We start from the raw sequence: 19,645 nt of genomic DNA, 5'->3' as shown, positions 1-19,645 counted from the left end.
AAGGTGTCGTCAAGGGCTGCTCAGCGCCAAATTTGAATCAGGCAGGGTAAACCGCCGTGTAGGACGCTGTTGCTCTTATTCCCGCAAAGGTATCGCGCTCTGCCAGCTCCTGAATTCCGCAAAGGTATCGCTACTTTCCGCCTTCTTCCCGCAAAGGTATCGCTATGGGTTTATTCCCGGTATTTTCCGATGCCACCGCCTTTTCCTGGAGTCCTCGTGGTGAATTCCGCAAAGGTATCGCTATACGTGCAGCCAGGTTGCTCTCAGAAGAAGTGGGAGTGGGAACCATTTTTCCCGCAAAGGTATCGCTATGGTTGAGGGGTGAAGTTCGGAGATGGACCACCCTGGGAAGTCGGACTGCTTGAACCTCCTGCCCCTTTCCCATCAGGGTGGGCAGCCTTGTTCTGAGCTCCCAATGTTGGCCCTGCTCAGCAGCCCCAGTCTCGGCTCCCGCTCTTCAATCCCACCAGAAAGACCACACCGGCGCGTTCAGCACCTCACAGGCCAGCACCAGCACTTCTGCTGCATTCCTGGGTGGCGGTTCACCGCGATCTCCAGGCAGTCCTCAGTGACGCTCATCACCTGCAGACCGTACCGGCAGTGCCACTCGCTGAGCACGGCGTCATGCTCGGCTGGGACCGGGCAGCCGCTAAATCCTCCAAATCCCAGCCGAACTGCAGCGTCCCACGTGGTCAGGCTGGGAAGCAATGCGAGAAACACCTTCGGGTACGGCTACCGGGCCCTGTAATCCAGAATGCCCACGATTCCACCGTGGAGTGTGGTGACCGCTGCTGGCCGCTTCACCTCCTCCGCGTACCGCTGCGCTTCAGACAGGGTCAGCGGGAATGGTCCAATCTCCGAAACGATGTCCGGGTCCTGAGCCGAGACCCCATTCCTGGTCAGATCAGGTGCTCTCGAAAAAACCCCCACGCGAGGTGGGGGTGTGCTCCAGCTGCTGGATTCGATTAGCGTCTGCCAGGCGCGAACTCGCGGTCTGCGAAATCCTCACGACGAGCTTCTGTGGGGCGGTTGGCGTCCTGGCTACGGGTATCACGGTCGCGACTCCACCTGCCCTGGCCGCCTCCGCTGCGGTTGCCACCACGGGCGCCGCCCTCGTCGCGGTAGTTGCCGCGTCCGCCGTAACCGCCCTGGCGACCTTCGCGGGCTGGGGCCTCGAAGAGTTCGGGCAACTCCTGTGCGACCTCCACCTGCACTTCCCCTTCCAGCGGATTGGCGGCGAGCAGCTTCTCGAGAAGCTCACTGGGCACGTCGGCCACCACGCCGCCACGCCATTGACGTACCTTACCGAGGCGGCGGGTATCTACATCGCTGTTGCGCGCGATGATCCCCACTGCGCGGGCGACGCTTATGCGCTCGGCGTGCAGGATGACGGTGGTCAGGCCTTCTTCACCGCTGAGCAGACTGACGGCTTTGACGGGCTCGGTCACGCCACTGATCTTGGCGAGGGCGCGGGCGAGGGCCTCGAGGCCCAGTTCGCTGAACAGCCGCTCGGCCTCGGCCTGGAACGTGGAGGCGACGCCGCCGTCCACCTTGCGGACGAGATCGGCACTCGCCTTGGCGCTTGCCGCCGCCACTTCCCTGGGCGTGGGCAGGGGGAGTTCCCTGAACTGCACGCCCGTGCGGTATTCCAAGTTCCGGATCTCGCGCGCCTCACGGTCACCGTACATTACGATGGCAGTGCCGGGGCGGCCGGCACGCCCTGTGCGGCCCGAGCGGTGCACGTAGCTCTCGTGGTCCTGGGGCAGGTGGTACTGCACCACCAGGTCCACCTCGGGGATGTCCAGGCCACGCGCGGCCACGTCCGTCGCCACGAGCACGCCCACCCGTCCCGCGCGGAAGGCCCCCAACGCACGTTCCCGCTGATTCTGAGCCAGATCGCCGTGCAGCGGCTCCGCTTCAAGGCCACGGTGGATCAGCTCGATGGCCAGCTCATCGGCCTCGCGCTTGGTTCGGGTAAAGACGATGGCCTTCTCGGGGTTATAGATGGTCAGCAGGTCCGCCAGCACGCGGGTCCGGGTCCGGCCTACCCGGACCCGGAGGTGCTCTACAGTCTGAGCGGCCTGACTCTTACCCTCGCCGACCATATCCACCACAACAGGCTCACGCAGGTATTTGCGCGAGAGGCGGCGAATTTCATCATTCAGCGTGGCGCTGAAGAGCATGGTCTGACGTGCCTCGGGGGTCTTTTGCAAGATGGTCTCGATGGCGTCGGCAAAGCCCACGCTGAGCATCTCGTCGGCTTCGTCCAGCACGGTGTACTGAATCTGACTGAGGTCGAGATTGCCGCGCTCCAGGTGATCAATCAACCGACCGGGAGTGCCGACGACCACGTCCACGCCTCGCCGCATCGAGTTTTCTTGGGGCGCGTAGGGCGCACCTCCGTATACGGTGACCGTGGTCAGGCTCGGTGCACTCTTGGAGAACTCCTCCGCGACTTGCTTGGCGAGTTCGCGGGTGGGCGCCACAACAATGGCGCGCGGCGGTCGGGCCCGCTCGCGGCTGGGTTCCAGGTTTTGGATGATGGGGAGCGCGTAGGCCAGGGTCTTGCCCGTACCGGTACGGGCACGGCCTATAAGGTCCTTGCCCGCAAGAGTCTGAGGAAGGCTATCAATCTGAATGGGCGTGGCCTCGGTGATGCCGCGTTCAGCGAGACGCGCCGCGAGTTCGGGCGCGATCAGTTGATCAAAGTTCATTTATGGTCCTTTCGGGAAAGTAAGTCCCCAGTGACCACTAAACGCCTCGAACAACCTCGGCAGCAGCATGTCCTGAATGAGGGGCCCTCTCCAGCCACTGAGAACTTCTCAGTCGGCGAACGAAAGTAAAGTTTACAACGTCAAGTGGGAAAAGGCAAGGCGCCTGGACATAAGCGAGCGGCTTCTGGCAAATGCCGGGAGTTTCACCGAGCATAAACGGCCCCGGCGGCCCGCAGTGCAGTGGCGTCCCCACCGTGAGAAATGGGCACGCACACACCGGCAAGCAGCGGTATCGCTGTCGCGAATGCCGCCGTCAGGTCACGCTCGAGTTCGATGGGCGACGGATCTCGTCGGCAAAAGAAGCAGAAGTGAACCGACTGTGCACCGAACGCCTCTCCCACCGCGGGATTTGCCAGACCACTGGGGCCAGCCACTCCTGGTTTCTGCATGCACCCCTGCTGTCTTGACGGGCTTTGTTGCCGTACGGACCTTCCGTTTCCCTTTGGATCTCCTGCTTCTCCCATACCTCAATCGCTTCACCGCCGCACCCATCAGCGCGCCGGAGTTCCAGCACGGTTCCGCAGAGATCCTGCCACGCTTACCCCTGATCACCGATTCCGGCGGGTATGGCGCGCTTGATGCCCGCGTACAAGTCGCTGAAGGAGTGAATAGAAGCTCCGCAGGCGGCTGAGCAGAATGTCCAGAACCTGTACGCGGTGGCGCCCGGCACGCACGACGGCCACTTATCCCCAAGCGATCTGGGGCCACTCTGGCAGCGGGGCTGCACGCTCAGGCAAACCCGGACCATCATTTAAACTGATGCCTCTCCCGGCCGCGTGAGGGTTGTGGGCCGCTGAGACGACCTCCAGCCCTCCTGACGTTACACATGGGACGTGGAAGCAGAGGGAGCACTCAATTCCTGAACTCCGTCAGTTGAACCGTGGTGTTGTCCGCAACCGTCTTGACCATTCCTACCCCCGGCGCCACCCAGCCTATGGCCACGACGCGCTGTTCGGGCACCGCTTTTCCACCAAAACTCGAGCGAATCGTCGTCGTGATTTGGACCTTCATCGCGCTGAACGATCCTGCTGGCACCTGGACACGTTCTTGGGCGAGCACCCGGCTGTCAGTCCGGGTGGTGTTTGTAAAGGACTTTCCCTGCACGGTCCCTGTGACGGAAGCCGTCGACGTCCACGTGCGGCCCACCGCCAATTCGGGCGGCTGGGTGACCCCTGTGATCTTGATAGACGTGATGTTCACCCCCAGCATGGTGAGGGTCGGTGCACCAACCACACCACCCTGCCCGCAGGTGAACTTGGCTTGGGTGTTCGTCAGGGAGTTGCGCAGCGTAAAGCCCGTGCTGCTGACCTGCCTGATGGTTTCGGTATAGGAAAAGGACTTCCCCGCAGCCGTCCCCTTGTACGTCCGGCTGTATCCCTCCTTGACTGGGTAGTAGGTCGTGGAGCAGGCTGCATGGGCGGGGGTTCCGAGGAGAACCGCTCCGGTAAAGAACGCAAGAATGTTCATTCTCTTACTTTGCGATGGCTGCTTGTGTTCCCGGCGGCAAAAGTCTAAAGGCCATCTTCACGCCAGAGAAGTGAAGATTGCCAGATGGCCAACAGACGAACACGAAACAAAGTCGTGGTCGTCCAGCCCGCTGAGGGCGGCCGCCACTTCTGCTTTTGGCAAATGAAGCGCCACGGCGATGTTTTTTGCGTTCAAACAGGAAGGCCTGGACGTGCTGCGCACGGGAGAGGGACAATGCCTGCTCGCGAATTCACGGCGCGTTGAAGCTATAGAAGGCGTCCGAGATGGAAGGAACGAACCAGAGACGGATGTTCCCCTTGGCAAGCAGGTCAGACAACAGTTCCTGCAGCACCGGGGCTTGAAGCTCCAGGCGCGTGAGCAATTTCTCGCCGGTCCACCTCGGCCGCGTGGTCAGCAATTCCAGCAGATGCGGACGTGCAGCATGGGCCCTGGCCGTGCTGCACATCCGCATCTGCCCTCCACTTCTGTGGGCAAAATCCTCCGAACGCTGCAGTTACCGGGCATGCACTCTGCGCCGCCACATTCCTGATCACCGGTGTCTTGCAATGGACGGATCATCGATTGACACAACGTGCCTGAAATCAAGAGCTGCTCCCGTCACCGCAACGGCCGCTCCCCGTATTACAACTTCTGCCGTTACCGCTCTAGGAAGAAGACCCCTGATCATAATTTCTTCCCAATTCTCCACCTGCAGCCCACGGGGAGGGGCTGCCCGCCTCAAAAGCGCTGTGAACACGCCGCGTGGAATGCGGGTACACGATGCCTACCAAGATGAGTATCGGGGCCCACACGAGGGTCCAGCCCGGCACCATCTTGCCGAAGACTCCGACCAGCAGCGTGATTACCCTCACGCTTCCCTTAGGAAGTTCGCACCCTTAGGACACCTGTAGGAAATCCAACCCTACCGATAGGTTTTAGTGAGGACAATGAGGAAATGGGACCACGATCCGCCGAGGAAGGTCAAGCTGCCTTGCTCGCTTTAAGGAGAAGCAGAGGGAGCGATGTGCAAGCATCTCTCCGTCTGTTCCTGCCTCTCCTGTTCGCGCTCGCTCAGCGTCACCAGCTCCCCGATCCTGAAGAAGCCGTCCACCTTGCGCTCCAGGACATCTGCACCTTCTGCGCTTGCTGGGAAAAATCGGGTCTCCCTGCCCACGTCTGGGTCGCAGGTATCGCCAGACAACGCTTCAAGACGCTGGGTTCCTCCACCCTCACCGTCAGCTAGCCTTCCCGAGGCTGGGTGACTCGCGGCGCAGGGTCAGGCGAGCCGAATGGGGCAGACTGGTGCACGCGACGTCTCCACTGTGGATGCGGAATTCAGAGGATGGCTGAGGATGGTGCTGCGCCGGCTTGAATGGCTGAGCGCGGATCGCAGTGACCTGAAATTGACCTTCAATGCCCCGCTTCCGGGACTCCACGCAGATCGTACCCCTGCCTTGCAGGAATGTGCTCTTGACCTCACCGAACGGAACAAGCGCGTTGTCCAGGGTGAAGAGGGCGCCGCGCGCTGGTCAATGTTCGGGGTGGTGACCAGCGCAATGGCCGTAAAGATGGGAGAGTACGCGTAGATGTTCCGGACCGAACACCGCGCTTTGCGCGGTCTATCCCAGCCTGCCCCGTTCTAACGTTGTGGTGGCGATGATCAACGCGCGCGTGAAGGGCGCGGCGGTCAACGTGAACCTCACCGGAAGCAGTTGCGCAAGCCCCAGGCCGTTTCGCTCGGCAATGAACTGCTTGGTGCTGGCACTGCAATTGTCAAAGACGTTTCCGACCATGATCAGCAGGAGGCGCAGTTGGGGATGGTGGGTGGGGAAACGAATTTCACGCACGCCAATCTCTCGGAAGTGGTGACAGAACTCGGCCCTGCTGGGCTACTCCGGAGCGCGGCTGTCGAGAAAAAGCGGGAGGGGTACCCGGGGATTAGGGTGGGGTGGGTGGGCTGCGTCTCGGACTGGCCTTTTGTCTTGCCTCTTCTGTAAGCACAGGGAGGTTAATGAAACGGAGTAGGTGGCCTGGCGCTTGTAGACCCACAGCGGGAGAGCCGTGCAGGATGGCGTTGGGTCTGAGGACAGCGGAGACGATGCGCTGTGGGCCTATAGCGGCTACTTCCGCTTCCCAGCAGCAATGGGAGCGGTGGGGACTGCGTCCCGCCCCACCCATACAGTCACGTCCGCATACACGGACCCCTGCCCGGAGACACTCGCCTCCCCAAAACCGAGGTCTCGACGGACACGCTTCGCCTCGTTCACGTTTTCGTTTGACAGCACCGCGCTGGCTCGTCCGGGTGGAACTTCGCGCTGACTAACGGTGACATTCCTGTACCCGGCTCGCCGCAACCGTACCTGCGCGTTCGTCAATTGCGCTGACGTACCGCTTGTATTCACCAGGATGATCCGGAGTGTCCGCACGTCGCGCGTGATGGGAACGGATGTGCCCGCACGGCTGAAGTTTCCCAAGGTTCGCCGTGCCGCCGCGGCCTCTACTCCCCAGTAACTCGCGTGGTTCACCGTGAGGAAGCGTCCAGGCAGCAGGAACGTTTCCACGCGGGGCCAGTGTAGGGCCATGCCGAGGGCCGCACCGATATCGGAGGCGCTGGCATTCGTGCGGACGTCTTGTTTCAAGGTTTGAGGGAGGGCGCTTAGCCGGAGCGCACCCGCAGGCGCGAGCAGTCGGCGAGCCAGCGCCTTCACGAAGGTTTGTTGGCGCTGCAGACGTCCGATATCCCCCATGGCGTCTTTCCGGAACCGCACGAACTGCTCGGCCTGCGTCCCGGACAGGTGCCGCCAGCCCTTTTTCAAACGGATGTGCAACCCAGCTGCTTTGTCGTCATACGTCATGTCCTGCGGGACATAGATATCCACACCACCGAGGGCTTCTGTCAGGTGCCGCACACCATTCAGGTTGACGAGCACATACGCTTGAATTCGGAGGCCCGTCAAGGTCTCGACTGCACGGACCATGCCGTTCGGGCCGAGCCTGGGCAAGGCGGAATTGAGCTTGCGCCAGCCGTGACCCGGCAACCACACGCGGGTGTCGCGCGGCAGACTGAGGGTACGCACCGTGTTGGACACAGGATCGAGTTGGACCAGCAGCAGACTGTCTGTGTTGCCGCGAAAGTTCTCGGGCGCACGAACACCTGGTGCACGGTAGTCAGGAGCAACACCCGCAATGAGATAGTTGACCGACCTGGTGGGTGGGCGCGGCGCAAGTGCAAAGCGCTGGGTGTGAGGGGACGTGGTCTGACCCGCAACTGTGGCGGGCCGCGTCACTGCGCCCACGCTGGAGAGCAGCGGAGTGAAGGCGAGGAACACGGCGAGGGTAAACACCAGAGAGCGCTGGACGAGAAGGGCGGTGGGCATCTTCATCCTTTCAGCGAGCGTTGTTGTCGGACGCAGGGGGAGGAAACTGTGAATTCAACGGATCACACGTGACGACACGGCGGTGATCTCGCGAATTGCGAGTTTTATAAAGAACTGCTTAAAGCCTATCAGAAGTCAGGCTGCTGTCCTGACAAACAGAGCTAGCCTGACCCCCTTCACCTTCTTGGATCAGAGCCTCGAAGTTGAGGATGCGGGCGGCAAAGCGCAGTCGAAATGCGGCGAAGGCGCTATTCTGCTGGTGGAGGACGTGCCCGCACCCCTACAAGGCAGCCGGTTGAGCACATTCGGTGGTGACCCGCACATACGCGTCCGGCGCCAGGTGGCGCAACCCCTCTCAGCGGCGCAGCTGCATTCCCTGCTCGGTGACCTGGACCCGGATGTGCGCGTGATGGCGCTTCGCCGTCTCCTGGACGGCACACGCGCCCATGAAGTTCCCACGTTCCTGCTCAGGGCGCTGCTCGCTCCGCGGAGCTCCGCCGCCGAGGTATGGCGCTTGACGCTGCCCACCTGCATGTGGATGAGCAGCACCTGTCGGCCGCTGCGCGGCTGAGCGGCCGGCGTGCGAGAACTGAACCTGGTAGACGCACAGACCTGCCTGGAGAGGCTCCTGATCCCTCTGAAGGCCCGCCTCCGCCTGCAGGCGCTGCTCGCCCTGGCTCCGCACGTCACGTCGACCAATTGGAAAGCGCTTTGCTGGGGTCAGGCACTGAGGCCCGGGTGGGAGAAGCCGCCCTGCGAACCGTGAACCTGCTGACCCCCGATCGGCTGGACAGCCTCTGGCTTCAGGCAACGGAGCACCGGCAAAAGCGCCGCCTCGTCCGGATTGCCGCGGGTCGGCCGCGCTTTGAAGCGGCTGTTCTTCTGGCAGGCTGCAACGCCCCTGGACCTCCAGCCGGAACTCGACGAGGCCCTGGAACGGCTGCTGAGCGGGTTCGGCACACGGCACTACACCCGGCCGCCCCTGGATCCGCGGGCGGCCTTTGGGCGGACTCTGCAGGTGGCGGAGAACCCCAGTGGAAGCGCTGCTTCTGCGCAGGGGGCTGAACAGCCGCGACCAGATTGCTTCCTCGTCCTGATGATCCGGGTCGAGGAACAAAACCGAACACATCCAGAGAGGACAAGTATTCTGGTCGTTGAGAACCTGTACCGTTATTTACAGGAGCCGGATGTGCGACTGTCAGATAGGGGCTTGAGGTGATATTCCGCGGAGGATGATAGCGATGGCAGCGCGGAGTTCGTCCTCATCTGTTTGCACCGTCATGGCGTGTCCCAAATGTGGATGACCCGAAGCAATTGCTTCATTCAACCAGTCTGGCAAGGCTGTGGCGGTCATGGTGGAAAGCGCATTGCGAGTGTACGTGGTGACGACGGTATCGACGAGCAGGGCCAGTCGGAGACCATGGATCGTGGGCTCATCGGCGACAGCCGAAAGCAACGCGTCAATCCAGGCAATGGCGTGGGGAAGGCGCGGCATGCTTGTGGGATGGACATTTGCCAGCCAGGGGTGCAGGCGGATTTGAGCTGCGCGCGCCGCTGCCCAGGCACTTACACGCTCCTGCCAGGTTGCACCTGTGAGTTCGGGAGCAGGACCGGCAGCGGCGTCAGCAATGAGTTCAATCAACGTGTCTTTAGAGGACACATACCGGTACAACGCTGTGGTGGTCAAGCCAACGGCCTTGGCCACATTGGCGAGTGAGAGACCTTCGAGGCCCGAGGCGTCGGCGACGGCAACGCCAGCTTGAGCAATGTCATCGATGGTGTATTGGGGTTTTGGCCCTCGTGTTGGGACATGGGAAAGTCCCCACGCGAGGCGAAAAGCAACTTCGTCTTGACTGTGCATGGCGTTCACAGTAACATGGCCTTACTGTGAACGCCATGCACAGTCGGGAGGTTGGTATGAGAACAATTCTGCTCACAGGGGCCTCGTCCGGTATCGGCGCCCACACCGCCATGCTCCTCGCCAAACAGGGACACCGTGTCCTCGCAGCAGCCCGCCGGATCAACCAGATTCCGCACCACCCGCACATCACATCCCTCGCCCTGGATTTAACCGATGGAAGTAGCATCGAACGGCTCGTGCACAGCCTCCAGCCCACCATGAACATCGACGTCTTGATCAACTGCGCGGGATACGGCGAATTCGGGTCCATCGAAGACACGTGCAGTGAGCACGCCCGGCAACAAATGGAGGTGAACGTCGTGGGTCCCATGGCGCTCACTCGGGCCATCCTTCCCCGAATGCGCCGGGCTGGACGAGGCCGTGTCGTGAACGTCTCCTCCCTGGCGGGAGAGTTCGCCGCGCCTCTTGGCGGTTGGTATCACGCCTCAAAGTTTGCGCTCGAAGCCCTCTCCGACAGCCTCCGTGGAGAAGTCGCTCACCACGGAATAAAGGTCGTGATCGTGCAGCCGGGGTATGTGGATACGGACTGGCACGACGACGCCATGCGCCGTCTGGACGTTGCTTCCAGTGGTGGCGCTTACTCGGACATGGCGACCGCCATGCGGCGTTATTTTAAGAGTGCAGCGGTTGGCCGCCAGATGGCGAGCGCTGATCACGTGGCCCGCACCATCGTCAAAGCGGCAACCACCGCGCGTCCAAAGACCCGTTACCGGGTCGGACCGGGAGCAACGTTGGCGGTTGCGCTTCATACGGTGCTGCCTGACCGCACCTTCGATGCTTTAACGCGAGCACAGTTCCGGTATCCCCGAGTTCAGGCATAAGCACGGTGAACCCAGGTGAGCACTTGACGTGCCGCTCAGCAGGGGGCCTGGGCTTGGCGATGTGGGCTGCCACCGGGGCCAGAGGGCTATACCGAATCACGCCCATGCCCTCGGCACGACACCGGGCAGCAGCTCGCGTTCGGTTCATGATTTTGAGCTTGAAAGTCAGGCAGGCTTTCTCCCCCTCTGGAACGTCCACCCCTCAAGTGATGGTGATCTGCGTGTTCTGCACGTCCTGGCTGTCCATCAAGACGCCGCCGCAGGAATTTGAAGTGGTCTCCCTCTCTGTTCCCTACCATCGGTGCTCAGGACAACCTCACTGCGCAGCGGGCGAAAATCACGCTTATACAGCAATGCGCTGACGTCCAGCGTCAGGGAACGCCAGAGTAGTCGGTGCGGATAGAACAAGGTAGTGACTTTAGTGCTTCTGTGGCGAAGCTGGACTCCCCTGAGGTAAAGGGTGGAGTGCTTCAGCTCCGGATGACGCTCAACTTCGTGATTGAGCAGTCTGAACCGAAGTCCTCTCTTGGATGGGACCCTGACGCGAAGGAAATTTGCAAGGATGGCAAATGCATTCCTATTTCGTGAGCAAGTGGAAAAAGTGTGGAAGCAGTCCGGGCTCCCCTGCAGTCACGCCAGATGATCGCCATCGGCGCGGTTGTCAGGATGCGGTGTGGAGCAAGAGAGGTGGAGAAAGGAGCGGCAAGGGTGTGAAGGTGGCCTGGAGTGAACCCAATCGAGCGGACCGCAGGGCAAGTCACATCTGGGCGGTAGTGTAGCGGGCGGCGAACTCGGCGGGTGGAACGTACCCCAGGCTGGAGTGCAGTCGGCGACGGTTGTACAGGTCCGCAATAAAGAACTCGATGTGTCGTCGAGCGTCGTCCAGATCGACGTATTCTTGCAGATCGACCTCCTCAGTCTTCAGGGTCTTGTAGAAGCTCTCCATTTTGGCGTTGTCATAGGGATTGCCTGTCCTGGACATACTTGGCGTGATTCCTGCGGACCGCAAGCGGTCCACGTACACCCGACTGGCGTATTGCACGCCCTGGTCCGAATGGTGCAGCAGACCGGGGGCAGGACAACGCGCTGCAAGCGCGTTGTTGAGCGCTGCCAGCGGTAAATCTGCGTCCAGAAACTTTGACATGGACCAGCCCACCACCTCACGGGTAAAACCGTCCAGCACGCAGGCCAGGTACACAAAGCCTTGGCGGACTCGCACGTAGGTCAGATCGGCTTGCCAGACCTGATCTGGCCGTACTGGGACGACTTCGCGTAGCAGATTTGGGAAGCGCTTCTCGTTGTGGTTGGAATCGGTTGTCGCCCGATAGCGGCGCTTCGGGCGGCAGAGCAACCGGCGTTCCCGCATGACTCTCAACACGCGCTTGTGGTTCACTGGGCGGCCTCGTCGGGCCAACTCGCGGGTGACACGCCGATATCCGTATCCGTCGAACTCCACCACTACGGCCTCAATGTCCTGGGACAACGCCTGATCGGCGTCCATCTCCTCCCGGCCCTGCTGTTCGTAGAACCACGAGCGATTAACCCCGTGCAGCTCACACAGACGACGCACCGACACCTCTTTTGGGCGCGCTCCGCGCATCCTCGATCATTTGGTGCCTTGTTTCGAGCGGTACGTCGCCAACGACTTTTTTAGGATTGTGTTCTCCAACGACAACTGCCCGCAAAACCGTTCCAACTCGGCGATTCGCTGTTCCAACGACTGGTCGGGCTTGGCCTGGTCGGTGAAGGCCATTTCCCCACGCACCTCGACCTCCTTCCGCCAGCGGTGGATCAGACTGGGCGAGAGAGCGTGTTCTCGGCAGAGCTGAGCGGTCGTCTTTTGACCCCCGTCAACTTGATTCACGATGTCGAGCTTGAACTCACGGCTGTGGGTACGTCCGGGCATACGGGCTCCTTCGGTGCCGTCAGCCTACGGGCTGACGGGGACGAAGTGCTTGGTCTCTTGGTCCGCTCCTAAGGGTTCAGTCCAGCCCTTCTACCCGGCCGCCGCTTCAAGCCAGAGGGACTTGACCAGTCACCCCGTGCGGTTCAAAGGATGGAGGCATGAACTCCAGTCACAGTCAGGGTCCGTGATGCAGATGTGCCGCTCATCCACTGCTTGGGCTGAGGGGGAGATGCCGCCTGTTCCAAATGTTTTGAGGGCGAGGGGTGGAGAATGGCGGATGGCTCAGCCGCTGCCTGGTCGGGCGTCGTAATCTCCAAAAGCGTTATGAAGGCACGGGTCGGTAATTTCCAGAGTCCAACCCCAACCAGAGTGGACACTGGGCTAGGTGTTGGGCTGGTCGTCCCGTTCAGCAAAGACTTCCTTGGCCGCAAACATGCCGTTCAGGGCAGCGGGCATCCCCGCGTATACCGCCATCTGCATGATCGTCTCCACCACCTCTTCCCGCGTGCATCCAACATTGAGGGCACCGTGGATATGCACCTTGAGCTGAGGCCGGGCGTTGCCCAGCGCCGTCAGGGCCGCCACCGTAGCGATTTCACGCGACTTCAGGTCCAGGCCAGGCCGTGAGATGACGTCCCCAAAAGCAAACTCAACGACCATACGGCCCAGATCGGGCGAAACGTCGCGCAGGCTCTCGATCACGGCCTCGCCTCCCTCGCCGTCCACAGTCCGCAGCGTGTCCCAACCGCGTTGGAAGCGCGTCTGTTCAGGGAGGTTCAAGGCATCTCCGTGAGGAAAGCTTTCGTTGTTGCGGTCTCGAGTCATGTCCATCTCCTTCGGAAGCAGGCTAGAACTTCGAGTGCGCTCAAAGTCAACCCTTAAGCTGACCGGTATGGACGAGAGCTGGACAGTTCAGGAAGCGGCGGAGCGAACGGGCTTGAGTGCCCATACCCTGCGTTATTACGAACGCATCGGTCTGCTCGACCCACCTCGGCGGGAGCCGAGCGGCCACCGCCGGTATACGGAAGCCGACCTGTCGCGGGTGGTGTTCTTCCTTCGGCTGCGTGCGACGGGCATGTCCATCCAGGGGATGCAGCGTTTTGCAGATCTGGCGCGCCAGGGCGAGGCGACGGTCGGGCGTCGGCGGGCGCTGTTGGAGGACCATCGGCAGGAGGTGCAGCAGAAAATCGCAGCGTTGCAGCAGGAGCTGCGGGCCATTGAGACCAAGATTGACCACTACCGTAAATTGGAAGCCCATCCTCCACGTCATGAGGCGCATAACGGCCGTGACACCTCACACCCCCAGGGCAACGCAAACGGCGGAGTCTCGGCAACTCGGAACCTTTTGAAGCTGGGCAAAGCCTGAGCCTGGGTGGCTGCCGTCACTCGAGTCAGGCGCTTCGCGCTTCAGAATCCGCCTTTCATTCGGGACAAGAGCTATGATCGCTCGATGCCCCAAGTGATCATCTGGCACCCTGATGGGCGAAGGGTGCTGCGCGGAGCGCACGGATGGCCAGCAGTGACCTCCGAGAAACCCGGGCAGCTCAAGGAGACCGCCGAACGCCAATTCAACCTCCAGCTCTGGCCGCTCCATGAAGGGGGATTCACGCCGAACCGGGAGATACTTCCTCAATTCCGGGCCTTGACGGCAGATCCTCCACCAGGACTGACATGGGAGGAGGCCGACTCAACCTCTGTTCTCCATGGGCGTGAGTGGCAGCGCCCCAGCTGGCCGGAGTGGGCCACGCAGCTTCTGGACACAGCGCTTGACCGAGTGGGATGGAAGCGAATAGGGGACCTTTCCCCCATCCACAGCTGGGACCTCGCGACTGTGATCCGAGCAGAAACAAACGCCGGAAGGGTCTACTTCAAGATGGCCGAAACGGGACGGGAGGCAAGCGTTACGGCCCTGTTGTCGCAGACGCTCCCCGGCTTGGTCCCACCACTCCTGTGTACTGACGTCGAGAAAGGTGTCCTGGTAAGCGCCTCCGGGGGCGAGCTGCTGGACGGCGTCGGTCAGGTGGAAGCCTGGGAGGAAGTGGCGCAGAGGCTGGCTCAGTTTCAGCAGAAGGGCGACCCCGTCGCCCTCGCCGCACTTGGATGTCCGACTTACCCGTTGGCTGAGATGGCAGAGCGGATAGACGCCTTTCTCGGTGACCTACCCACGCTACGAGACTGGGGAGTAGAGGAAGAATCCCTTTCTACCCTCACCGAAGCCCGGCCAGCAGTGCGTGCCGCGTTTCGCAACCTCACTGCCTTGGGCCTGCCGGATCTTCCCGCCCACAGAGACGCTCATCCCCGGAATGCCCTGCATGGTGAGCGCGGTGGCGTCTGGTTCGATTGGAGCGAAGCCGCCTCCGCGGCACATCCCTTCATGGACGCCGGGTGGTTTCTCTGGTGGACGCTTGGCAAGCCTAACCTTCCTGTGTCGCAGCCGTATACCGACCTCAGTACCCGACTGGTGTCAACGTACCTGACCGCGCTGGGTTGCCCGGATGCCAGTAAACTTTTCTTGAAGGGAGTGTCCCTGGCCCTGCTCCACCGGGCAGTAATCTATGACTCGCGCTTTCGTCATTGGGAAGGCACAGTCCATGGCTGGCGGCCTTTGTATGTACCCTATTACCTAAGGCAGGCTGTGCGGGAACTCATTCGCCTTTGATCTTGCTCAGGTGGCAGATACAGTGAGCGACATTTCTTCCAAAGTTCATTGAAAGAGGTGCAGGTGCCGCTGAAGAGATAGTGCATTTCTCTGATGCATGGCCATGCATCAGCCTGTCAGGCCCACATGAATACCCTCTGTGCTGCCAAGTTGTGTTTAAGCAGAGATATGCAGCATTTGCACTGTGGCGCTAATGCTTGTGCACCGTACTGATATTTCAGGTTGTCGTTCTCAGCTGGCGCTTTCGGGAATGCCTCCACTTCGTCTACGTGAAAAGCCACTGCCCCCGTCTCCCGAGCCATCCAGTAGGAGTACCAAGACGGGCCCGTTCGCCTGAAAGGGAAGTACGAACGGGACGAGGCGGCTCAGGCCCAATGCCTTGAGGAACTGGCGTAACTCTTCCAGGAGGAAGGCGTCGACACCGCGTTCGTCTGCACCTCTGCATGTTTCTACCTGCCACACCGGGTAGACGGAGGCCCAGACCTGGATCTGGGAAGTTTTGGGATCGTGCGTGTGGCTGACCCATAAGCCATTCGGGCAGGCACTGAGCGCTGGACACCCAAAGCGGGTTACGACGTCTTTAGCCGTGCATACCGTCCAGTCAGGCATTGAGCATTACTGGTACTCCGTTGACTGGCGGGAACCTGATGGATGGCGCCCCTGTTTCTGGGGTCAGCGCGGTACACAAAGAGTGGGAATCCACCGTGTTTTTCGCCAGCAGTTCCAGACCCAACGGAGTACCATTACATATGCCGGCGCCGCGTCGAGCCGCACACCACGCAGGGCGGGGCGAGGGCGAGACGGCCAGTCAGCATGCCGCTTTTGGAGCATGGGTCAGGAGACCAGGCGCAGCGAGCTGCTCACTTCCACTCCCACAGCCCTCACCGCCTGTGACCGGCGATGGCCAGTGCGGATTGCTGCACCACGTGTTGCAGACGCCCACACTCCCCCTCAAGCGCGAGGCCTCGGGGGAGGCGTCAGGGCACAGACATCACCAGCACACGACTCTGTTTGAAGCTTCCTGACGTTCCAGAGCGGCAACCAGCTTGTGACCCGGGGAGTGGCAGGGCGTGAACACGCCTGATACGTCGCCTCAAACCTACACACTCAAGAGATGAGGCTCACGCTAAGCGTATCTTTAGCTTTATCTCTTCATACTCTCGTCATAGCTCAGGAAAGGCTAAAGAGTGCCAGACAAACCCAACTGAAGGGCTTCCTACGATGAGCGGTATTCCCGTTCCATCCTCAGGAGCCCTATGCAAGCCCATATCCTCGTGATCGAAGACAATTCAGATATCGCTCAAGTCATTCAGTACGAACTCCAGGAGGGTGGATGGAGCGTCGCTACTGCTCCCAATGGCATCACCGGTCTGCTCCGAGCCCGTGAGACACCTCCACACCTGGTCATTCTCGACCTGGGCCTTCCTGACTTTGACGGTGCGGAGGTGGCACGCCGCCTGCGCAAAACCACGCATGTTCCCATCATTGTCCTGACAGCAATCGATGCGGTGGACCGCAAGGTAGAGCTGCTAGAGGCTGGGGCCAACGATTACGTCACCAAGCCGTTCCACCCGGAAGAACTGCTCGCCCGGGTCAAAGTCCAGCTTCGGCAGAAGAGCGACGACCTTCTTTCATTCGGGGCCCTGCAGATCCGCCCCGAACGGCGTCAGGTCATCTTTGAGGGCAAGGAAGTCCATCTTTCGCCGAAGGAGTTTGAGTTGCTGCTGCTGCTCTCACGGCAGCCGGGGCGGGTATACTCCCGGGAAGAAATCACCAGTGAAATCTGGAGGGGAGAACTTTCCAGTACCTCCAACGTTGTGGATGTTCACTTCGGCAACTTGCGGCGCAAGCTGCGAAACGTTGCCGGTCGAAGCTCCATCCGTACTGTCCGTGGTAGGGGATACGCCTTGAGATCCCCTGCCTGACGTCCGCTCATAAGGATTCTGGTGAACCCGCTATGAAATGACGGATTCACCACAGCGGAGCGAGCAGGAAAAACGGTGACGAATCAGGAGTGGTATCACCGTAGCGAAGGGGATGTAGTGGATGAACCGGAACCATACCAGATGCGTTCCGGTTCACCGGTTATAGGGAGCACCAGAGGGTGAGGGAGCAAACGCGCTTCCCTCTGGTGCTCCAGACGGCGACACGGCACGGCGAGCAACTAAGGGCTTCGGGGGTTTGGAAGAGTTGATGCTTCAGAAGCGCACCGCTCAAGGACCAGAGGCGTTTGACAGGTTGCAGCGCTGCGAAACAGGGAGGCGGCCAGACGAATGCCCGGCGGGCACTGCAACTGCATGGCGTGCAGGACCAGGACGGTCTCCCGGCTCTTCCCCCTGGAACGCCGCGGTATTGACCGTGGGTCACAGCCCGTCCTGGCGTTTTCCCACCTGCGGGCAGACGCAGGCACAGACGTACAGCCACCCGTAACGGTGTTGGGCGCGCACAGTGGGCGCTTTGCCTCGCTTGGCCCGGCGCCTGCCCACCAGGGGCCTTAACCCCTCACGGTGCTCCTCGATGCCCGCTTCTCGGCGTCGTTCAGTTCCTTCAAGACCTGCCTGGGCTACTTGGATCACGGCGGGGAGGACTTTTTTTGAACGCATCCTGGGTGGCCTGATCGGCCCTGAGCTGTCGAGGCCGGGGCCGTTGAAGGCTACACGCTGAAGGCTGCATCCCGCGGGGTCCAGCCGGCAGCGCAGCGGCTGAGATGCAGCTCTGTGCCCAGTTCCTGCTGCACCCAGGACTGCACGCGTGCGCCATTCCAGACACCGCCAGCGGCGGTGTCTGCCCGAATGGTTTGGGGCAGCAGCAGGAGTTCGGGGTCGCTCAAGGGCATGCGGGCGCCCCTCTTCTGGTGCCGCTGAAGCTTGAGTCCACCCACCCCACGTTCGCGGTAGGCACCGAGAATCCGCTTCCTGCTCGGCATAGCCCGGAAGTCGCAGCGCTTCTGCGTAGCTTACCGCCAGGAAGGCGAGCAGCTGGCTGCGTCGTCGCTCGACCGCACACGTACTCCGGCGGTAGATCTCCCAGAACTCAGCGGATTCGTGGGGCAGGGTAAGCTTTTTGATCTTGTTACTGCTTTCCCGAAGTCCGTCTGTGGAGGTTCCGATGAAGACCTGACCCACCTCGTCTGGCTGGATGTTTGAGTTGGACGCGCACATCACTCTATGCCTCTTGCAGACGCCCGCGCATCCGAGCGCGGCCCGGTTCGACTCCGGGCGGAACCCCCATATGCCACTGCCATTCACCCCTGCCCTTGGTGACGCTCCCAGGCAGCAACCCTGAATCCCAAGGGAAGTCTCTGGAGGGTCAGGACTCGGCCCAGCACCTCCAGTGACCTCCTGGAGGTGCTGGGTTTCTCCAGATAGGGATCAACCCCGACCGCCGCTGCTTCCACCGCAGCCAGGGGGTTATGAGCTGCGCTCCACAGCACCACATTCACCTCCATCAACCGCCCACCCAGTGCCTGGATTACCTCCACTCCGTTCATCCGCGGCAGGTGCATGTCCATCAAGACGATGTCCGGCAGAGGGGGCAACTGCAAGCGTGCGGCGGCGTGAAAACCGTTCACGATGACTTCCAGCTGATACGCAACCGCCAACTCCTCAAGCGCCGCTGCCAAGAGCAGAGCGTGTGCAGCGTTGTCCTCCACCAGGAGCAGTGAAGTGAGAGGGGTTTGAGGGGGCATCGACGGGACTATAGAGGTGCTCTCCGACGCCCGCCCTACTTGGTTCCTTGAGTCAGTGACTTCAGCAGCGTCAGCAACTCGCTGTATAGTGCAGGTTTGCGGAGGTACGCCTCGGCGCCAGCGGCCATGACCGCTGGCTCATCCTGCGCTTTCCAGCCTGAACTCCACAGGACCACGCGCGCGCCCTGCAGAGTGTGTCTGAGCCTGAGCAGCACCTCGAGTCCTGTGAGTATCGGCATATTCATGTCCATCAACACCAGGTCAGGCTTGGGGTCACTCTGTAGGCGTGCCAAGGCCAACACCCCGTTATGCGAGACCTCCACCTTCACCGGCGCATTCAGTTCATCCAAGGCCATCTGCGCCAGAAGAACGTCCGCCGGATCATCGTCAACCAGGAGTAGGGAGAAGGCACTCGGATGGGGATCCACGGACCTGAGATTACAACAAGGCCATTTCAGTACCATCGCTCTCCCAGCCGTGCCTCTTTCCCCTGAAGTTCAAGAGGAAACAGTTGCGTGGCTCCGTTCAGCATCGTTCATTCCCGGCCCCTTCCTGAGGTGTTCAAGGAGCAGCCCCGGTTCCTGCCGTATCACCCGGGCGACCCAGAGCATTCTCCAGCTCAGGGCTTAGAGTTCCTGCGCCGTGGCGCCGGGTCTTCCCGGGTATGTCGTACGGCTGCTCCAGCGCTGGCCAAGAGCGGTGCTGAGCCGGGGACCGCATGACCAATGGCGTGAGGGGGCGCTCACCGCGGCCGTTACGGCTTACGCGACGGCTTTCGGGCGTTAAGGGTCAGGCACTCACCTGGTGGTGGTCGTCAGCCCCCTGGAACTGCCGCCCACCCTGCCGAAGACCCCCAGTCAGAGCCGTAACTCCGAGTCGAGGGCGCCCGCGCACCCGTCCGGAAGCGGAAGAAGGGGAAGTGGGCGAAATTCCACCGGTGACCATGTTCACAACCTTGCTTCCGCTCTTCAGGATGACCCCTGTGACCGTTTCTCAACCTCAAGGCATAACCCTCGGCAACCGGTATTGCGG

21 protein-coding genes are annotated in these 19,645 nt (G+C 61.3%); 8 read left to right on the top strand and 13 right to left on the bottom strand.

What is annotated here, in order from left to right:
- Positions 1 to 489: 489 nt before the first annotated feature.
- Entirely contained in the window at positions 490 to 720 is a 231-nt protein-coding gene (locus B9A95_RS36690) for a DUF4253 domain-containing protein (protein ID WP_084045250.1), read from the bottom strand.
- A 245-nt stretch (positions 721 to 965) separates the two neighbouring features.
- Positions 966 to 2,714, bottom strand: coding sequence for a DEAD/DEAH box RNA helicase (locus B9A95_RS01780; RefSeq protein WP_084045249.1), 1,749 nt, complete (start codon positions 2,712 to 2,714; stop codon positions 966 to 968).
- 191 nt (positions 2,715 to 2,905) lie between these two features.
- Between B9A95_RS01780 and B9A95_RS36685 the strand changes: the two genes are divergently transcribed.
- Entirely contained in the window at positions 2,906 to 3,181 is a 276-nt protein-coding gene (locus B9A95_RS36685) for an IS1/IS1595 family N-terminal zinc-binding domain-containing protein (RefSeq protein ID WP_425429900.1), read from the top strand.
- A 445-nt stretch (positions 3,182 to 3,626) separates the two neighbouring features.
- Here B9A95_RS36685 and B9A95_RS01775 read toward each other — a convergent pair whose 3' ends face one another.
- Together B9A95_RS01775 and B9A95_RS01770 are read right to left on the bottom strand one after the other, a co-directional pair.
- Entirely contained in the window at positions 3,627 to 4,241 is a 615-nt protein-coding gene (locus tag B9A95_RS01775; protein ID WP_084045248.1) for a TapB family protein, read from the bottom strand.
- 250 nt (positions 4,242 to 4,491) lie between these two features.
- Positions 4,492 to 4,707 carry a hypothetical protein gene (locus B9A95_RS01770; protein WP_139806375.1) on the bottom strand — a complete coding sequence of 72 codons (216 nt, stop codon included), beginning with the start codon at positions 4,705 to 4,707 and terminating at the stop codon, positions 4,492 to 4,494.
- Between the two features lie 558 nt (positions 4,708 to 5,265).
- Between B9A95_RS01770 and B9A95_RS31390 the strand changes: the two genes are divergently transcribed.
- Positions 5,266 to 5,484, top strand: coding sequence for a hypothetical protein (locus tag B9A95_RS31390; RefSeq protein ID WP_139806374.1), 219 nt, complete (start codon positions 5,266 to 5,268; stop codon positions 5,482 to 5,484).
- A gap of 109 nt (positions 5,485 to 5,593) precedes the next feature.
- The gene (locus B9A95_RS01765; RefSeq protein ID WP_084045246.1) at positions 5,594 to 5,827 is read left to right on the top strand and encodes a hypothetical protein; all 234 of its coding nucleotides are present in this window, start codon (positions 5,594 to 5,596) and stop codon (positions 5,825 to 5,827) included.
- A 33-nt stretch (positions 5,828 to 5,860) separates the two neighbouring features.
- Here B9A95_RS01765 and B9A95_RS01760 read toward each other — a convergent pair whose 3' ends face one another.
- Both B9A95_RS01760 and B9A95_RS01755 read right to left on the bottom strand, forming a co-directional pair.
- Positions 5,861 to 6,088: a hypothetical protein gene (locus tag B9A95_RS01760; RefSeq protein WP_084045245.1), complete on the bottom strand. Its 228-nt coding sequence runs from the start codon at positions 6,086 to 6,088 to the stop codon at positions 5,861 to 5,863.
- Positions 6,089 to 6,361: 273 nt separating this feature from the next.
- Positions 6,362 to 7,618: an LCP family protein gene (locus B9A95_RS01755; RefSeq protein ID WP_170928376.1), complete on the bottom strand. Its 1,257-nt coding sequence runs from the start codon at positions 7,616 to 7,618 to the stop codon at positions 6,362 to 6,364.
- Positions 7,619 to 7,802: 184 nt separating this feature from the next.
- On the opposite strand from B9A95_RS01755, the gene B9A95_RS01750 reads away from it, so the two are divergent.
- Positions 7,803 to 8,189 carry a hypothetical protein gene (locus B9A95_RS01750; RefSeq protein ID WP_084045243.1) on the top strand — a complete coding sequence of 129 codons (387 nt, stop codon included), beginning with the start codon at positions 7,803 to 7,805 and terminating at the stop codon, positions 8,187 to 8,189.
- A gap of 627 nt (positions 8,190 to 8,816) precedes the next feature.
- On the opposite strand, the gene B9A95_RS01735 is transcribed toward B9A95_RS01750, so the two are convergent.
- Entirely contained in the window at positions 8,817 to 9,479 is a 663-nt protein-coding gene (locus B9A95_RS01735) for a TetR/AcrR family transcriptional regulator (RefSeq protein WP_084045240.1), read from the bottom strand.
- Positions 9,480 to 9,535: 56 nt separating this feature from the next.
- Between B9A95_RS01735 and B9A95_RS01730 the strand changes: the two genes are divergently transcribed.
- Complete coding sequence (locus B9A95_RS01730; RefSeq protein WP_170928375.1) at positions 9,536 to 10,360, top strand: SDR family NAD(P)-dependent oxidoreductase; 825 nt, start codon at positions 9,536 to 9,538, stop codon at positions 10,358 to 10,360.
- Positions 10,361 to 11,117: 757 nt separating this feature from the next.
- Here B9A95_RS01730 and B9A95_RS01725 read toward each other — a convergent pair.
- The 3 genes from B9A95_RS01725 to B9A95_RS01715 form a co-directional block, all read right to left on the bottom strand.
- The gene (locus tag B9A95_RS01725; RefSeq protein WP_084044985.1) at positions 11,118 to 11,960 is read right to left on the bottom strand and encodes an IS3 family transposase; all 843 of its coding nucleotides are present in this window, start codon (positions 11,958 to 11,960) and stop codon (positions 11,118 to 11,120) included.
- A 6-nt stretch (positions 11,961 to 11,966) separates the two neighbouring features.
- Positions 11,967 to 12,266, bottom strand: coding sequence for a transposase (locus B9A95_RS01720; protein ID WP_084044986.1), 300 nt, complete (start codon positions 12,264 to 12,266; stop codon positions 11,967 to 11,969).
- 381 nt (positions 12,267 to 12,647) lie between these two features.
- Positions 12,648 to 13,091, bottom strand: a complete 444-nt coding sequence (locus tag B9A95_RS01715) for a carboxymuconolactone decarboxylase family protein (RefSeq protein WP_084045238.1) — start codon at positions 13,089 to 13,091, stop codon at positions 12,648 to 12,650.
- A gap of 67 nt (positions 13,092 to 13,158) precedes the next feature.
- Here B9A95_RS01715 and B9A95_RS01710 point away from each other — a divergent pair, with 67 nt between their 5' ends.
- The 3 genes from B9A95_RS01710 (at position 13,159) to B9A95_RS01700 (ending at position 16,850) form a co-directional block, all read left to right on the top strand.
- The gene (locus B9A95_RS01710; protein ID WP_084045273.1) at positions 13,159 to 13,632 is read left to right on the top strand and encodes a MerR family transcriptional regulator; all 474 of its coding nucleotides are present in this window, start codon (positions 13,159 to 13,161) and stop codon (positions 13,630 to 13,632) included.
- Between the two features lie 84 nt (positions 13,633 to 13,716).
- Positions 13,717 to 14,925 carry a phosphotransferase gene (locus tag B9A95_RS01705; RefSeq protein WP_139806373.1) on the top strand — a complete coding sequence of 403 codons (1,209 nt, stop codon included), beginning with the start codon at positions 13,717 to 13,719 and terminating at the stop codon, positions 14,923 to 14,925.
- 1,256 nt (positions 14,926 to 16,181) lie between these two features.
- On the top strand, positions 16,182 to 16,850 hold the full coding sequence (locus tag B9A95_RS01700; protein ID WP_084045236.1) for a response regulator transcription factor: 669 nt from the start codon (positions 16,182 to 16,184) through the stop codon (positions 16,848 to 16,850).
- 728 nt (positions 16,851 to 17,578) lie between these two features.
- Here the strand turns inward: B9A95_RS01700 and B9A95_RS01695 are convergent.
- The 3 genes from B9A95_RS01695 to B9A95_RS01685 all read right to left on the bottom strand — a co-directional run bounded on the left by B9A95_RS01695 (position 17,579) and on the right by B9A95_RS01685 (position 19,041).
- A complete protein-coding gene (locus B9A95_RS01695; protein WP_139806372.1) occupies positions 17,579 to 17,761 on the bottom strand; it encodes a hypothetical protein in 183 nt (60 codons plus the stop codon).
- 408 nt (positions 17,762 to 18,169) lie between these two features.
- Positions 18,170 to 18,613, bottom strand: a complete 444-nt coding sequence (locus B9A95_RS01690; RefSeq protein WP_084045234.1) for a response regulator — start codon at positions 18,611 to 18,613, stop codon at positions 18,170 to 18,172.
- A 35-nt stretch (positions 18,614 to 18,648) separates the two neighbouring features.
- Positions 18,649 to 19,041: a response regulator gene (locus tag B9A95_RS01685; protein ID WP_170928373.1), complete on the bottom strand. Its 393-nt coding sequence runs from the start codon at positions 19,039 to 19,041 to the stop codon at positions 18,649 to 18,651.
- Between the last annotated feature and the right edge of the window lie 604 nt (positions 19,042 to 19,645).

This window comes from Deinococcus hopiensis KR-140 (assembly GCF_900176165.1).
Lineage (GTDB): Bacteria > Deinococcota > Deinococci > Deinococcales > Deinococcaceae > Deinococcus > Deinococcus hopiensis.
Note: the sequence above shows the minus strand (reverse complement) of the source record. Positions and strands in the feature narration are given on the sequence as shown.

Excerpts from the sequence above, each read along its gene's own strand:
- B9A95_RS01780 (WP_084045249.1), bottom strand. The coding sequence starts at position 2,714 with ATGAACTTTGATCAACTGATCGCGCCCGAACTCGCGGCGCGTCTCGCT.
- B9A95_RS36685 (WP_425429900.1), top strand. The coding sequence starts at position 2,906 with ATGCCGGGAGTTTCACCGAGCATAAACGGCCCCGGCGGCCCGCAGTGC.
- B9A95_RS01775 (WP_084045248.1), bottom strand. The coding sequence starts at position 4,241 with ATGAACATTCTTGCGTTCTTTACCGGAGCGGTTCTCCTCGGAACCCCC.
- B9A95_RS01770 (WP_139806375.1), bottom strand. The coding sequence starts at position 4,707 with ATGTGCAGCACGGCCAGGGCCCATGCTGCACGTCCGCATCTGCTGGAA.
- B9A95_RS01765 (WP_084045246.1), top strand. The coding sequence starts at position 5,594 with ATGGTGCTGCGCCGGCTTGAATGGCTGAGCGCGGATCGCAGTGACCTG.
- B9A95_RS01755 (WP_170928376.1), bottom strand. The coding sequence starts at position 7,618 with ATGCCCACCGCCCTTCTCGTCCAGCGCTCTCTGGTGTTTACCCTCGCC.
- B9A95_RS01735 (WP_084045240.1), bottom strand. The coding sequence starts at position 9,479 with ATGCACAGTCAAGACGAAGTTGCTTTTCGCCTCGCGTGGGGACTTTCC.
- B9A95_RS01730 (WP_170928375.1), top strand. The coding sequence starts at position 9,536 with ATGAGAACAATTCTGCTCACAGGGGCCTCGTCCGGTATCGGCGCCCAC.
- B9A95_RS01725 (WP_084044985.1), bottom strand. The coding sequence starts at position 11,960 with ATGCGCGGAGCGCGCCCAAAAGAGGTGTCGGTGCGTCGTCTGTGTGAG.
- B9A95_RS01720 (WP_084044986.1), bottom strand. The coding sequence starts at position 12,266 with ATGCCCGGACGTACCCACAGCCGTGAGTTCAAGCTCGACATCGTGAAT.
- B9A95_RS01715 (WP_084045238.1), bottom strand. The coding sequence starts at position 13,091 with ATGACTCGAGACCGCAACAACGAAAGCTTTCCTCACGGAGATGCCTTG.
- B9A95_RS01710 (WP_084045273.1), top strand. The coding sequence starts at position 13,159 with ATGGACGAGAGCTGGACAGTTCAGGAAGCGGCGGAGCGAACGGGCTTG.
- B9A95_RS01705 (WP_139806373.1), top strand. The coding sequence starts at position 13,717 with ATGCCCCAAGTGATCATCTGGCACCCTGATGGGCGAAGGGTGCTGCGC.
- B9A95_RS01700 (WP_084045236.1), top strand. The coding sequence starts at position 16,182 with ATGCAAGCCCATATCCTCGTGATCGAAGACAATTCAGATATCGCTCAA.
- B9A95_RS01695 (WP_139806372.1), bottom strand. The coding sequence starts at position 17,761 with ATGCCCTTGAGCGACCCCGAACTCCTGCTGCTGCCCCAAACCATTCGG.
- B9A95_RS01690 (WP_084045234.1), bottom strand. The coding sequence starts at position 18,613 with ATGCCCCCTCAAACCCCTCTCACTTCACTGCTCCTGGTGGAGGACAAC.